The organism is Shewanella sp. NIFS-20-20 (genome assembly GCF_019209865.1).
In the GTDB taxonomy this organism is placed as follows: Bacteria; Pseudomonadota; Gammaproteobacteria; order Enterobacterales; family Shewanellaceae; genus Shewanella.
On record NZ_JAHUTT010000034.1, the window covers coordinates 1 to 15,651 of the forward strand.

The 15,651-nt window shown below is 51.8% G+C and carries 11 protein-coding genes; all 11 read right to left on the minus strand.

What is annotated here, in order from left to right; translation table 11 throughout:
• Window positions 1-578: 578 nt before the first annotated feature.
• Complete coding sequence (locus KU855_RS11630; protein ID WP_218530456.1) at window positions 579-1,040, minus strand: hypothetical protein; 462 nt, start codon at window positions 1,038-1,040, stop codon at window positions 579-581.
• 199 nt (window positions 1,041-1,239) lie between these two features.
• A complete protein-coding gene (locus KU855_RS11635; RefSeq protein ID WP_218530457.1) occupies window positions 1,240-1,944 on the minus strand; it encodes a molecular chaperone in 705 nt (234 codons plus the stop codon).
• 350 nt (window positions 1,945-2,294) lie between these two features.
• Window positions 2,295-3,029 (minus strand): DMSO/selenate family reductase complex B subunit, encoded by a 735-nt coding sequence (locus KU855_RS11640; protein WP_218530458.1) that lies wholly within the window; start codon window positions 3,027-3,029, stop codon window positions 2,295-2,297.
• Window positions 3,030-3,032: 3 nt separating this feature from the next.
• Window positions 3,033-5,588, minus strand: a complete 2,556-nt coding sequence (locus KU855_RS11645; RefSeq protein ID WP_218530459.1) for a DMSO/selenate family reductase complex A subunit — start codon at window positions 5,586-5,588, stop codon at window positions 3,033-3,035.
• 505 nt (window positions 5,589-6,093) lie between these two features.
• Entirely contained in the window at window positions 6,094-6,879 is a 786-nt protein-coding gene (locus KU855_RS11650; RefSeq protein ID WP_218530460.1) for a toxin-antitoxin system YwqK family antitoxin, read from the minus strand.
• Between the two features lie 618 nt (window positions 6,880-7,497).
• Complete coding sequence (locus KU855_RS11655; protein WP_218530461.1) at window positions 7,498-8,853, minus strand: sodium-dependent transporter; 1,356 nt, start codon at window positions 8,851-8,853, stop codon at window positions 7,498-7,500.
• 275 nt (window positions 8,854-9,128) lie between these two features.
• Window positions 9,129-9,617: an Lrp/AsnC family transcriptional regulator gene (locus KU855_RS11660; protein WP_218530462.1), complete on the minus strand. Its 489-nt coding sequence runs from the start codon at window positions 9,615-9,617 to the stop codon at window positions 9,129-9,131.
• Between the two features lie 89 nt (window positions 9,618-9,706).
• Complete coding sequence (locus tag KU855_RS11665; RefSeq protein WP_218530463.1) at window positions 9,707-10,366, minus strand: molecular chaperone; 660 nt, start codon at window positions 10,364-10,366, stop codon at window positions 9,707-9,709.
• 66 nt (window positions 10,367-10,432) lie between these two features.
• Window positions 10,433-11,113 carry a 4Fe-4S dicluster domain-containing protein gene (locus tag KU855_RS11670; protein WP_218530464.1) on the minus strand — a complete coding sequence of 227 codons (681 nt, stop codon included), beginning with the start codon at window positions 11,111-11,113 and terminating at the stop codon, window positions 10,433-10,435.
• Between the two features lie 14 nt (window positions 11,114-11,127).
• Window positions 11,128-13,644 (minus strand): DMSO/selenate family reductase complex A subunit, encoded by a 2,517-nt coding sequence (locus KU855_RS11675; RefSeq protein ID WP_218530465.1) that lies wholly within the window; start codon window positions 13,642-13,644, stop codon window positions 11,128-11,130.
• 11 nt (window positions 13,645-13,655) lie between these two features.
• Window positions 13,656-15,650 carry an MtrB/PioB family decaheme-associated outer membrane protein gene (locus KU855_RS11680; protein WP_218530466.1) on the minus strand — a complete coding sequence of 665 codons (1,995 nt, stop codon included), beginning with the start codon at window positions 15,648-15,650 and terminating at the stop codon, window positions 13,656-13,658.
• Window position 15,651: the final 1 nt, after the last annotated feature.

A 15,651-nucleotide genomic window follows, 5' to 3' on the forward strand; every position in this document is an offset into this window, starting at 1 on the left:
TGCTCAAGCAATGCGACTGTGGTGCGCCGAGCCAAAAAGTGAAGATGAAGAAAGCGGGTTGGAACGATGATTATAGGGCAAGAGTCTTCTTTGGGTTATAAATCCATCAAAGTATGCTCCCGCCCTGCTTTGTTCCCCGTCCGGAGTTGCCGAAGGGATTAGGTTGAAATAGCGGGCACAGTCAGGGATGACAGCGTAAGTGTCGCTGAGCCATGGACGCTGAATCGACACTGATCGCGTCCATGGCAAGCTAATCACGATGAGTAACAACTCCGGTTGGGGCGTCCTTGGGGTTGTCAGGGCGAATGCTTGCTCAAAGGCAAGCAAGCTTATGAGCGAGAGGCAAGGATGCCGAACTGGCTTTTCTACATGGACGTATTTATTGGACGAGCAATACCCCTGACCCGGGTGTGGGCTGGAAGCCCACGATGTCCGGTCGTGTCAGCGACCATGTCCGGTAGGGACAACTCTCATCTGTGACGGCACGTCACAATTCAATCTTAGTGGCTGCAAGCCACATCAAGCAAGTGACTCTGGCAGTCGCACTCTGCCCTACCACCTTTGCGAAGCCAGAAACATCAAACCATGTTTCGACTCGCACTTCGTCTCTGAATATACAAACCTTCCAACTGCTCACTGAACTTAATCATCTGCTCACGTTGCAGTGCAGCGGCATCATCCAGCGACTCGATGGCCGTATCCACAGCGATTCGCTTTGCCAGTGCTAGGATCAGTTGCTCGGCCTGACTCAGGCCGCCGAACTGTACTTCTTTGATAAACAGCAAGCGGAAGCAGTCGTGGAATACCGAGATCAACATGCTGTTCGTCAACATGAATCTGTCTGAATGCTCGGGGTCTTTAGCAAATCGGGCATCGTCGGCCTGATAGCTCATGGCGGCAATCAGGTTGCACACGGTAGTCAGCGAGGTAGCCCCGCCAAATAGCTGGGCGACTTCCTGTTTTTGTGCCAGCACCAAGGCCAGCTGATGGGCAAACTCAGCCTTACTCCACTGATCGCCCAAGGCTTTAATCACACTCATACATTACCCTCAAACTGTCCGGTTCTATAAAAGCGATCTGGCACGAAGCACTAACTTCGCTCACTACACCGAGGACACGAAGGAAAAACAATAGAAGATCAGATCGTTAAGCTTTCGCTTTTCTTCGTGTTCTTCGCGGTTCAGGCTTTTGCCTTTAAACAACAAGCGGTCTGCCACCAAGCGCTGCGCTTTTCGTAGTTCAGTGCATTGCGTCGCTTTTGTGGCTGACCAACTCTGCTTCCAGTTGTGATTGCAGGCTCTGCAGATAATTCAGAGTCAAAGGTGCCAGCGCACGGTAGAAGTCTGTTTTGGCATTGGCGGCCAGCAGCGCAATGCATTGGGGCGCAAATGGCATCAGATATTCCCGCAGCAACAGGGCCAGCCAAGCGCGGCTAAAGGCCACATGCTCATCGCTGTCCATAAGGACGGGGATCGTACCCTCTTCAGTGGCCAGCGCGTTAGCAATCACTGCCAGCATCAAGCCCAGATGATCGACCGGCTCATTGCGGGTGGAGTCCAGCTCCAGCCCTGAGTCTTTGTAAAAGGCCACCAGCGCCTGCGTGCTGACATCATTCAATAACCCAGTCTCACACAGGTACATACTGCCCCAAGGCGGACACAGTGGCACACCTGGGCCGACAAACAGACGGGTATAGTCCAGCTGCAAGGCTTCGATAGCCTGCTCATCACTCAGGTTTGCGCTGGCCTGAATCACCGTAGTACTGGCAGCATCCATCAGCTCACAGGCCTGCATTGCTTCTGGCGAACTGTCGCCCAGCGGCCACTGCTCGACGAAAGGAATTTCTGCCACCATCGCCAGCAACTCTTCGCCCGGCGGCTCGAACCATAAATTGTGAAGAATTTGGGCCATGGCTTGCAGTTCAACGCGATCGATATTGGTCATCTTACTTACTCTTTGAGGGGGCTTGCCTAATCGCCCGTGTCACCGTCAGGTATGGTGCGAACCTTACACAAAAGAAGGTGCATTATGCACCTTCTCTGGATAAAACGAATACGAACTGTATGCGCTTTTTGTATCTAAGTCGCGTCCTCAGGGGGAATTCAATGCTGTTGAGACAAGGCCATTAACCGCTCCCCGGCAACTGCTCCTGCGTTGCTCTACCTCCTGCATCCATGCAGTCGTGCGTGAATGGCATTCACCACCTCCATGTGGCTAGCGAGTCGACGAACGTCATAGTGGGCCTATGACGAGTCGGCTCAACACAGTATCAAGTGCAGTGAAACCCTCTGAAATTACACTTCAGCTGGGTTGAGGATACTGCCCTCAACCAGGTTCAGCTTAGGCTCGCTGCCGACTGGCCATGGTTCACCGTAGCAAATACCAATGCTTTCTTTGACCGGACGACCGTGACGGTTAGCCTTGATGATCAGGTTTGGCTTGGTGATCTCAGGTGATGGCAGCGGCGCAATATGACCATCGCCTTCTCCATACTTGGCCTGCAACTTATCCATGGTGTCGAAGTCCAGGGCACGCAGTGGGCAGGACTCTACACAGATAGGCTGACGCCCCACGGCTAGACGCTCAAAACAACCGTCACACTTGGTCATTACCTTGCGCTCAGGATCCAACTGCGGCGCGTCGTATGGACAGGCACAGGCACAGCTTTCACAGCCAATACACAGCTCCTGGTTTACGTGCACCAGACCATCTTCTTTACGCTTGTGCATGGCGCCGGTTGGGCAGTACTTCACACAGGCCGGCTCGTTGCAGTGGTTACAGCCGATAGACATGTAGTAAGCAAAGACGTTTTGCTCGAAGCTGCCGTCTGCGTTGGTGGTCCACTCACCGCCGCCGTACTCGTACACGCGACGCCACAGCACGCCTTTCATGGCCGAGATGCCTTTAGCACCTTCGCCCTGGCCGCGCTGAGAGCCGACCATGCGGTCTTTACAGGCTACGTGGCAGGTCTTACAACCGGTACACTTGGTGGTGTCGAGGTAAAAACCATATTGAACTTGAGCTTTCATGGATTATGCCTCCTTCTTAGCGGCAAGCTGGACACGGTTGGTGTGTTGTGGGTTACCTTTCACAATCGGTGTCGGGTGGTACTTGGTCAGCACGTTTAGGGCACCATTGACATCCACAGGGCGACCTTTGTGGTCTTTGTCTTCACCCGGCTTGTACCAGCGACCTTCACCCATGGCGACCACGCCCGGCGCGATACGCGGGGTGATACGCACCGGCAGCTCGGTCATACCGCGGTCGTTCCACACCCGCACGGTTTCGCCAGGCGTCAGGTTGCGGGCAGTGGCGTCCATTGGGTTCATCCATACCGCGTCTTCAACCGCTTCACGCAGCCATGGCACGTTGTCGTAGCTTGAGTGCACGCGCCCCTTGGTGTGGTAACCAATCAACTGCAGCGGGAACTCAGCCGCAGTCTCTTTATCTTCATAACCATCCCAGGTGACCACGTACTGTGGCAGTGGGGTGATCTTGTAGCGTTCAGCCAGCTGCTCGGCGCTGAAACGCTGACGTTCTTCGCTTGACCAGTAGTCCTGCAGCTGCCAGTTGGCGCGCTTGTCAGCCATGGCCAGCGAGTAGATCTCAATCTTGCCGGAAGGGGTCTTCACGCCGTAGGCGTCTGGTTTACCTTCAATCCAGTCCTGCAGTACCACAAAGCTTTCTGGCATGTACTTGCGGAACACGCCTTGCTTGGTGGCCTCATCATAAGTGGCTGGCAGACCGATATCCGGGTTGTTGGCACGGGTCTTCGCGTACAACTCATTGTTCCAGTCAGCCACTGTCTTGCCTTCGGTGTAGTCATTGCAGTTCATGGCCTTGGCCAGACCTGAGCAGATGTCGTACATGTTTTTGGCTTCGCCCAAGGGCTTAACGCCGGTGCTCATCATGGTCATGTAACCCATTTGACCCGAGGCATAAGAGTCACCAGCCAGATCATCAGACTCCAGCCAGGTGGCTGCAGGCAGAATGTAGTCGGCGTAACGGGCAGATGGGGTCATCCAGCAATCACACACCACGATCAACTCACACTTACTGGTGTCAGCCAAAATGGCCGTGGTGCCGTTAATGTCTGAGTGCTGGTTGACGATGGCGTTACCCGACACGTTAATGATCGCCTTGATGTTAGAATCCAGCGTGTCTGCACCCTTGAGGTTATGGGTGTAAGGCGTGAACTCCTTGCCGCGCTCAATGGCTTCAGAGAAGGTGAATACCGGAATGGTGGCCTTAACGGCGTTGTCACCGATATCGATACCGGCTACGCCCAGACCATAGTTCATTGGCATGCCGCCGGTGTTCACACCGCTCTGACCCAGCTTACCGGTCAGGATAGACAGCATGTACAGGGCACGTACGGCCTGATCGCCGTTGGCGTGACGGCTGACACCGGCGCCAATGCTGATGTATGGCGCCTTGGCGTTCATGATGGCGTTTGCCAGTTCACGAATTTGTGCCGCCGAGATACCGCAACGTGCCGCCGCCCACTCTGGGGTGCGCGCAAGGCCTGTGTGGGTACCCAAAATGTAATCTTTGTAGTTCTCTTTGGGATCGATAAGCGCCGCGTAACGCTGCTGCTCGGCATCATCAGATGCTGCCCACTCGGCCTTGAAGCTTGCCAGCGAGGCAAAATCATATCCCAGACAGTGCTTGTCCAAGAAGGCTTTGGAGTTGGCATCAATCCAGCCTGAGGTGATCATTTCAAAGGCCACCGCTTCAGCCAGCGCCGCATCGGTACCCGGACGGATTGGCAGCCACTGGTGCTCTTTACCCAGCATGGAGTCGGTGTAACGGGTATCAACCATGTACACCTTGATATCGCCTGGGTGGTTGTTCAGTGCCTGCACGAAGTCATAGCCTTCGCCGCTGCCGCTCATCCGCATTTCATTCGGGTTGAAAGCAACACCGATAAACAGGTCGGCGTTGGCGATTTCAGCCAGACGGGAGCCGTAGTAAGCGTGGCCGGCATCACCGAAGGTGGCTTCGGCAGCTGAGTACAGCTGTGCCCAGGAGTAGTCCCAGTGGTGATCCAGATAACCGCCGGTTTTGTTCAGCAGACGCTGCCACACCTGGTATCCGGCAAAGCCATAGTAAGCGCCACTGCGGTAATGGAAATAGGTCGATGCAGGGCCGTGATCAGCACGAATTTGATTCAGCTTCTCGCCCACTTCTTTGTATGCCTGTTCCCAGCTGATGGCCACGAACTGGTCAACTTCACCACTGCGGGTGGCACCGATACGCTTCATTGGGGTGCGCAGACGGTCCGGTGCATAGGTACGCTGGCGCAGTGAGCGGCCACGGGTACAGCAACGGATCTGATGGTTGTCGCCGTACTGATCTGATGTCTCATGATCAGTTTCGATGCGGGTGATCACCCCATCACGACTGAATACTTTGATAGGGCAGTTCGAGCCGCAGTTAACCAAACACGCTGACCAGTGCTGTACTTCAGCGGCAGTCGGTTGCAACGGCTTGCTGAACGTTGGGGTTTTGGTGCTTGGATTACAAGCGCTGACCGTAGCGGCACAGCCCATAGCAGCACTCATTTTTAAGAAACTTCGACGTTCCATCACTCATGACCTCAATAAAAACCACAACCGATTCAACCGCGATGGCATCGATTGCCATATTTAGTTTTTGCAGTCAAATCAAGCTGTATTAGTGATGTCTATTGTAAGAGAGGAAGTGGCACAAACTGGGGTTGTTACTTTTTGAATACCTAAAAATGCGGCGATATCGACAAATTACCTCAAACTATGAGAATGATCACAACCAAAGCGAAATTTTAGAACTAAACACTATAATTGCATCTATATGAAATAAATGAAAATTGTCAATTTGCCACCCAAACAAGCCTAACTGATGTAATCAAAATGCGGCCAAGTTGTTGCTAAACCAATGAAGGGATCGCTTAAAAAAACATCGAATTGATCATATTTCAGTAAATCAATTACTTTTGGGAAAATACCTCACCGTTTTTATCATAATACAAAATTCTCAGTCCCTGACCTGGGTCATTAATGCGACGAATGCCTTCAGCAGTTATCACGTTTTGTTAAGACTGGTAGGCATGCTTTACTGGCCATTGCAGTGAGAGTGTTGGTAGGATTCAAGCTCAGTGCCCATATCAAAATACACGGTTTCTTGCAGCTGACCGTTTTCTTGGCAAAATTTTTGATAGTAGCCATGGCGATTGATGCCCGGATTAAAGCCATATTGTTGACGAGTTTGCATTTGACCATTAGTAAAAAAACTTTCTAATAACGCCGTGTCGCTTTTACGGTCATAACTGAAGCGGGTTTTGAGCTGGCCACTTGAGTAAAATGAGCGGCTATTGAGTTTTTTGAGATCCTCGGCAAGATATTCAGCCTCACTTTCAAGTACCCCATTGGCAAAGTAACCTAACACGCGCTGACGCGCCTCACCATCGATGCTATAGAAATAACGCCACGGCAACCCTTTCATATAACTAATTTCCTCCACCAACTCGCCATCTTGGTCGTGGTAACTTCGGTCAATCATGCCATCTTCAGTGTATTGCTTGCGCTCAAGCAATTGACCTTGCTGATACAATTCTTGGCTTCTAAGTTGACCGAGATGGGCATAATAGCTTAGGCGCTCCCCCACAAATTGGCCGTGCTCTTGTTGGCCAAATCTTGACAGTTGACCATCAATAAACCCCAACATATAACCATGAGCCTTGCCGTTAAGGTACTGCGTAATGAGATAAAACCCTTGGGGGCTGCCATAGGTTGCTATGCCGGTAAAAGGCTGGCCTTGATAACCATTGAGACACTGCGACTGACCCAGATCATCCTCTTGGCAAAGAATAGGTTCAAGCTGATAAGCATCAATCGGCACTTGCGCCTTAGGTTGACATCCAAGTAGCAAGCCTGCGATAGCAGCCAGCAGTAGCAGAGGCGAGCATTAAGCATAGAAAGGCACCCTTAATAAACCTTGTGGTTAAAGGTTGATTGGCACAATACTTGACCTCATTCAAGCGGAAACAACAAGTTCGAGTAAAATACAAGATCTCAGCGTGGGGGCTGCATATCAGTCATTTAGCAGGTTTTACTCACAATCAAATCATTTTCCATGGAGCCAACAGTCGCCACCAAACCCAACGCGGCTTCAAGGCCTGTGAGAATAAAGCAAGTTATCACTACCGCCACGAACCACGGCGTACTGAAATCAAGTCATCTAAAGGTGAAACAGGCCACACCTAGGATTGCTGTGAGCGTCAAAGCAAACGGTTTAGGTCTGGCCGGTTGCCACACTGGCGTCATCGGCAAGGTCACTGTCCCCAGAGGGGCGACCCCAAAACGCGCAGCCAACAGCATATCAGCAATCACTTAAGGCCCAACGTACAGCACAGGATTGTACTGGTCAAGCCAAGCTGGCCGTTAAACAGGGACCTTGTTCGTCAGGGGAGCCCCTTCGATTTACTTGCAATCAACGTTTCATCCCTGCCCATGAGTTTTATTGCAGCAATTGCACAATAATCACGACAATCAATACCGGACAAACATATTGAACGTAGACTGGCCAAAGGCGCCAAAACCAGTGCTGAGTGTCGACACCCTCTTGGCGGCTAATCTCAGCAAGTAACTGCTTTCTATCCCAGATCCAGCCAACATAAATAGCAATAGCTAACGCGATCAGCGGTTGCGCTCGCTCGGTGGTCAAGGTGATTAACGCGCCAAATAGACGGTCAAAAAAGCACACGACCAGCACTGATAATGCCGCAATAATCACCCCAACGACCCCAGTCGCTTGATGGCGAGTGAGTCGAGTTTTCTCAACCAAATAGCTGGTAGGAACTTCAACAATTGAAATCGCCGAGGTCAATCCTGCTATCGTCATTAGTACAAAAAATATCAGCGCGATCAGGTACTGGCTGATGCCACCGAGGGTGGTAAACAACGCCGGCAAGACGGTAAACACTAAGGTGTCAGCGTTGAGCAAACTGCCATCGCTAGCAAAGATCTGTACTCCATTCTGCTGAGCAACATACATGGCCGGCAACACCATCAAGGCCGCTAAAAAGGCCACACAGGTGTCAGTTAAAGTCACATAGGCGGTTAGTGATGCTAAGTTTTCCCGCTGACTGACATAGGCCCCGTACACCATCATGGCACCGGTACCTATGGTTAACGAAAAGAAGGTTTGCCCAAGCGCACTGATCAAGACATCGGCATCCAATACCCGTGAAAAATCAGGCTGCAACAATACTGATAAGCCAGTCATAGCGCCTTCTTGAGTCAAGATATAACCCACGCCAGCGAGTAAAATCAGCAACAATAGCGGCATCAGTCGCTTTGACCAGCGCTCAATCCCCTGCTGTACTCCTTGGCGGATCACTAATATCACCAAGCCAATAAACACCAAGGTAAATACCAGATTGCGCGATAATGAAAAGTCCATCAGCCATGCGCTCAGCGAGGCTAAGCCCGCTATCTGCGCCACAGGAGCCATGGCAAAACTAACAAACCACCCCGACAAAATACTGTAAAAAGTACAAATCAAGCTGGCGGTAATGATTGAAAATAGGCCAATGGCTGTCCCAATGGATTTGCCTCGGCGGCCGTGGGCAACCTTGGCCATAGCATCGGCAGGATTGGTTTGGCCATGACGACCGATCATCAGTTCAGCCAGCAACATGGGGTAACCCAGCACTAAGATCAGCAGCAAGTACACCAACAAAAAGGCGCCGCCACCATGACTTGCCGCTTGGGTTGGAAACCCCCAAATATTACCCACCCCAACCGCAGAACCTGCGGCGGCCATGATAAAACCAATGCGTGAACTAAACTGCCCACTCTGTGCCATTGTCATGCGTACTCTCATTCACTCAAACGAGCGCGCATCTTATGGCTTTAACCAGCCATGTCAACGCTATAAATTTTTAACTTTATGGTGATTTTACTCATAAAATAAACCAATCATGTCAATATAAGCGTTTTATTTGCGCCAAAATAACGCTGAGCAGAAAAGTTTTGTGGCAGTACAGATAAAAGCGGCGACGGACGCAATAATCTGTGAGCCACGCGCAACGGAGAGTTTGTGAGCTGGCGCAAACTATTACGCCGACGCCGCACTATAGCGCGATGTTATTGTGCCGTGCGATGAGGTAACGGGATGCGGGTTTGGTTTTTCACCTGTTTTAATACAAAGCTTGAGCGCACACCGGCCACATGGTCGATACTGGTCAATTTATCCAATAAAAACACTTTATAATGCGCCATATCACTGACCAATACCTTGAGCTGATAGTCGGCATCACTGCCGGTGAGTAAACAGCATTCTTGTACTTCATCATAGCCGGTTATTTGGCTTTCAAAATCATCCAAAATGTCACTGCTATGCTTATCAAGCCGCACTTGCACGTACGCCGTCAACGTCAGATTAAAGTGTTCAGGACTCAAGAGGGTGGCATAGCCAGCAATATAACCGGCTTCTTCTAGGGCTTTGACTCGGCGCGAACAGGGCGAGGCCGATAACCCCACCAATTCAGCTAACTCTTGATTTGATAGCTTGCCATACTCTTGCATGATCCTAAGAATATGCAGGTCGATCTTATCCAGTGTTAATGTTGCCATACTGTCGTCTCATAAAGGGTGCTGTTGCGAGCCTAAGCCCTTTAGTCCGGACTGACAAGGGCAAACAGCAAGGGCGGTGACTGACTCACTTATCGAAATAGTCGCATCGGCATTGGCACCACCTGGAAATCAGCGGCAAGTTGATTCAAAAAGTCATCGGCTAACAAGGCTATCGCCAAATAAAAATCGGTCTGGGCATGTTGCGCAGCCAGTGCCAAACAACGGCCTGACCATGGCAGTAAATGTTGCTGTAATAACACCTGCACAAATTGGATCAGTGCTTGATTTTCGGGTTCGTCTGCCAGACGGCCTAAACCGGTATCGAGCACGCTAAAAAACAAGCCAATATGATCGAGGGGTTGCGAGTATGCCAAGCTTAATGAGACGCCATGCGCTTTATAAAAGTCGATTAACGCCACGGTGCTACGGTCATTGAGCAGCTGCTCCTCACCCAAATACACCGAGCCCTGCGGGATCGCTTTCGGCTCGCCGGGACCGAAAAACAATTGACCATAATCCAGTTGCAAACCAACCAGTTGATTTGGTTGCCATTGGTTTAGATAGCGACACAACGCTGCCCGACCTTGATCGTTAGCGGGACGCTGCTGAAATTCGGGCCAACTGGTTGCCACCTGATGTTCAATAAAATCAGCCAACAGTTGCTGCTCCGGATACTGGCACAGCACATGGTGTAATATCCGGGCAATCCCTTGATACTCAATAAAATCGATTGATACAGAGTGGGTCATAAATCTCTCATTATTAAAAAGACAAGCGCCCGTAGGCGCTTGTCATATCTCAGAATCTGACAAATCTTAGACTTCTTTCAGGTTCAAGATCCGGCCCATACCGCTGCCAACGGGTTGACCATGGCGGTTGGCCTTAATGATCAAGTTTGGCGAGGTAATCGCTGCGCTTGGCAGAGGAGCGATATGGCCATCACCCTTGCCATATTTTTCTTCCAGCACGTCCATCTTGTCAAAGTCTAAGGCCCGCAGTGGGCAAGACTCGACACACGTTGGCTTTTTGCCTTCGGCGATGCGTTCATAGCAACCATCACATTTGGTCATCACCTTACGTTCACGGTCGATTTGTGGCGCATCATAAGGGCAAGCGCGGGCACAGCTTTCACAACCGATACATAGATCTTCAGCCACGTGCACTAAACCATCTTCACGGCGCTTATGCATGGCGCCGGTTGGGCAGGCCTTAACACACACCGGCTCAGAGCAGTGGTTACAGCCAATCGACATGTAGTAAGCGAATACGTTGTTCTCGAATACCTTGGTGCTTGGGTTCATCGAACAAGTCCCACCGCCATATTCGTACACCCGGCGCCAGGTCACGCCCGTCAGGCTTGGTACGCCGCCGTTCATGGGGTCATTCGTTGCGCGGATAGTGTCGGCTTGACGATCTTTACAAGACACATGACACGCCTTGCAACCGGTGCACTTGGTGGTATCAACATAGAAACCATATTGAGTTGGTTGAGTCATTTACATGTGCTCCCTTAAGCTTTCTTGATCTGGACACGGATGGTGAGCTGTGGGTTACCTTTGGCCACAGGACTTGGCTGATAACGGGTCAGGGTGTTGACAGCCCCCCCCACATCAATGACCTTGCCAGTAGCGCCAGTACGACCTTTATCATCGGCCAAATACCAAGCCCCTTGGCCCAGTGCCACAACGTTTGGCGCGACGCGCGGGGTGATCTTCACCGGCACTTCAATCGAGCCACGCTCGTTATACACTTCCACCTTGTCACCAGAGCTCACGCCATAGGCATCGGCATCAAACTGGTTCATCCACAGCGCATCTTCCACCGCTTCACGTAGCCATGGCACGTTGTGATAGCTGGAGTGTGTGCGGCCCTTGGTGTGGTATGTCGCCAACTGCAGCGGGTAGTCGGTTGCTGTGTCGGTATCTTCGTAACTGTCCCAAGTCACAGTGTACTGAGGGATCGCCGTAATGGTGTCACCTTTCACGCCGGTCACATCTTCCTGAGTCCAGTTAGCGGCGCGCCATGCCAGCTCGGCTGAGTAAATCTCAATCTTGCCAGATGGGGTGTTAAGCGCCTTACCTTGGTGGACGAAATCAGCCAAAGCAACATGGTTTAACTTCATGTCTTTGCGGAAAACACCTTGAGCTTGCGCTTCTTTATAGGTGGCTGGGAAATCTGGCACTACGCCTTGGTTTTTGGCCATGGTACGCGTGGTCTGATACAGATCTTCTAACCAATCAGCTTCGGTTTTACCTTCGGTAAATTGTGCGCCTACGCCCATCTTGTCGGCAATCATGGCGGCCGCTTCATGCATAGACTTACAATCCCACATCGGCTCCACGGCGGCTGACATAGCCGTCAGATAGCCCAGTGCACCGGCGGCATAAGAGTTATCCACTAAGTCGTTAGACTCTAACCAGCTGGTGTCAGGCAGGATGATATCGGCAAATTTTGCACCTGGGGTCATCCAGCAATCACAGCTGACCACAAATAAATCTTCTGCGTTACGCAGGATCTCGGCGGTGTTATTGACCTCAGCATGCTGGTTGAGCAGCGAGCTATCCGAAGCCGACAAAATAAAGTGAATGTTAGTGCCAAGCTTAGTATCTAAACCGTCCACCCCGCGCAGGCCATGGGTGCGGGCAGTAAAGTCTTTACCATTGACAACGGCTTCAGACCAAGTAAAGAAAGAGATTGTCTCTTTAACTGGGTTATTGCCGGTAGGAATACCCGCGCGCCCCATACCGCTCATATAAGGCAGCTCACCGTTGGAGGCGCCGCGAGTCCCGAGTTTGCCAGTCAGTACGGACAACATGTACAGGGCACGCATGCTCTGCTCACCGTTGGCTTGACGGTTAACACCGGCGCCAACCACGATATACGGAGCGCTGGCGGCCATTAAATCAGTCGCAATTTCACGCAGACTGTCTGCCGAAATACCTGTGATAGCCTCGGCCCACTCTGGGGTGCGCGCCTGACCGGCAAATTTATTCAAACCTAAGATGTAATCGTGATAGTTGTCTGCACTATCCATCACCTTGGCATATTCTTGCTTAGTCGCATCACCACTGGCGGCAAATACGGCTTTTTGAGCGTCAATCGAGGCGGCGTCATAACCGACGACATGCTGATTGATAAAATCGAGAGAATGTTGATTTACCCAACCTGAGTTAATCATTTCATAGGCGATCGCCTCGGCAAATGCCGCGTCGGTTCCCGGACGAATTGGCAGCCACATTGACTCTTTACCTAACATAGAGTCGGTGTAACGCGGGTCGATCATCACCACTTTCAGGTTTTGATTTTTTTGCAGTGCTTGCAAGAAGTCATAACCTTCACCCGAGCCTGATTGACGAATTTCGCTCGGGTTGTAAGCTACCCCTAAGAAGAAATCACTGGCTTCGATGGTTGCGGTTGATGATCCCATGGTACTGCCAGTACCAAAGGTGTGCTTGGCCGCTTCCATTTGCTGGGCCCAGGAGTAGTTGCCATAAGCATTCAGGCAGCCACCCACCAGGTTGAACAAGCGGTTGAAGTTGGCATTGGAGGCAAAGCCGTAGTAGGCACCAGAGCCGTAGCTGCGGAATACTGCCTGGTTGCCATACTGGCTGATCACGCGCTGCAGGTTGTCTGCGATAGTCTGTGTCGCTTCATCCCAGCTGATAGGTACAAATTTGCCTTCGCCACGCTCACCCACACGCTTCATTGGTCTTTTCAGACGATCCGGCGCATAGGTGCGCTGACGCAGAGAACGACCACGGGCACAGGCGCGAACCTGATGCAAACCGTAAACGTCTTCGACTTCGTGATCGGTTTCTACCCGGGTGATCACGCCGTCACGGCTGAATACCTTGATTGGGCAGTTAGAACCACAGTTAACCAAACAGGAAGACCAGTTCACCTTTTCATCAGCTACCGGAGGTCGTGGTGGCACGACATTGGCATCCTTCGAGCTGGAGTTACAACCGGTCACGGTCGCTGCACAGCCCATGGCGGCACTCATTTTCAAGAAACTTCTGCGTTCCATTATATTTATCCTCAAAGAATGTAGCTGAAGGACAACATCAGCTGATGGGCGTTGTAGTTATGGTTACCCAAGCCCAGAGTCGTTAAACCGGTAATTGCGTCAACACCCACTTCGCTGGCGTCGGTGTCATAAAAGCGTTCGTACTGATAAGCCAGCTTCAACTGCATCGACGCACTCAGAGCATATTCGCCATAGAGCTCCACGCTGTGGTTGAAGCTGAAGTAATCGCCATAAGCGGTGTTGCCGCTAAGATTGGCATCGATAAGCGTCTCACCATTCGAGTTGGCAAACAGGTAGTCGGCACCTAAGGTCAGGCGGTCATCCAGCAGGCCGCTGTAGGTCACACCGGCGCCTAGATTGATAAAGCTATCGTTGATGTCGGCGTACCAAATATTGGCCTGATCGCCCGCTTGTTTGGAGTCAATCCACTGCTGACCGGCAAAGCCATAGGCCGTCAGTTTGTCGCTCATCAGCAGGCTCAGATTAAGATCGTAGCCGTAGTCACGGGACTCGGTCAGACCAATAAGGGTGTCGGTGTAGTCGTCAATGGCGTAATGCACCGTCATATCCAATGACATCCACTGAGCAGGGGTATACTGAGTCACCAGTGCCAGCTCGGTGCGATTACGATCAGCCAGATTGAACTTACGCAGCAGGTTGTGCTCTTCGCTGGAAGTCAGCTCGCTGGCTTCATAGCTGCTGCCACCACGGATACCGTGACTGGCCTTGATGTCGAAACTGACAGTGTCGAACTTACGAATATCCAACTCAGCCCACAGGGTGTTGTCACGGGTCTGCTCACGCTCACCGTAGCTGCGTTCAACCTGCTTGAAGTCGTAACCGGCCTGCAGACGATAGCCTTGAGCCAAACGATAGGCGGTGTTGAGCTTGACGGTCTGACGCTCGATATCCAGCACGGTGTTCTGCTTGAACGAGTTGCTCAAGGCATCATAGCTCAGGCGCGGCTGCATAAACTCATACACAGAGGAGTCATTGTCACGCTTGGCGTAATCCACACTGCCGCCCACACGCAGACGCGGGGTCAACATTGAGGTGGCGGCCAACTTGGCATCCAAGGTATCGACCTGACCGTCCCAGTTTTGCAGGGGATTTCCGGCCACCTGGATCAGATTGTCGTCCTGGATCATACGACCCGCCACCACCCGGCCATTAAGTACGGTGGCGTCCAGACGGTACTGACCGGCTACTGCCAGTTGGTGCGCCTGGTTGTCTGGCGTAGCTGCGTAGACGTCATAGGCGTATGGCAGGCTTATGTGGTTGATATTATTCTGGTACTGGCTACCGTGATAACTGATATCCGTCAGCCAGTTGGCACCGCTAAGCACCACTCCGGCACTGAACTTATCAGTGCTTTCATCCACTGGCTGGACAAAGTTAGTTGGGCGTGGACTCATCAGACTGGCGCTCTTGCTGCCGGTTTTGTCTTCACGGTCATAACGGACATAGGTGTTTAGATCGTCATTGATCTGATACTCAAAGCCGAGTCCGGCCTGCTGACGCTCAAGCTTGAGGTCGACAAAGCGCACCGTCTCGCTTGGGGTCAACATGCCATCGTTATGCCATAGCTGGGTTTGAGCCTCATCCTGCCAAGTGGTGATGTTGCGGTAATCCACTGCCACCTGGTACTCGCCCAACTTGCCACTGCGGGCCGAGACAAAGCCGTTTTCCATGCCTAATTGATGGGCCTGCACCGCACTGCGGTAGCCCTCGGCATTGCGGTAACTGACATTGGCGCTGACACCGGCAGCCATGCCGTCATCATTAGTACCAAACGCGTTACCCGCATGACTGTCGCTGCTATCAACATAGCCCAAGCTGGCCGTGACACTGCCACGATGAACAGCAGGAATGTTGCATTGTTTGCACTGGTAAGCAGCCTGCTTCACTTTAGCGGTACTGGCATGCTGGACACCGAAGTCGGCCGCGCTGACAACACCGGTCGCAGACAGCAGTGCCAGGGTCAACAGATTCAAAGAAAATCGCATC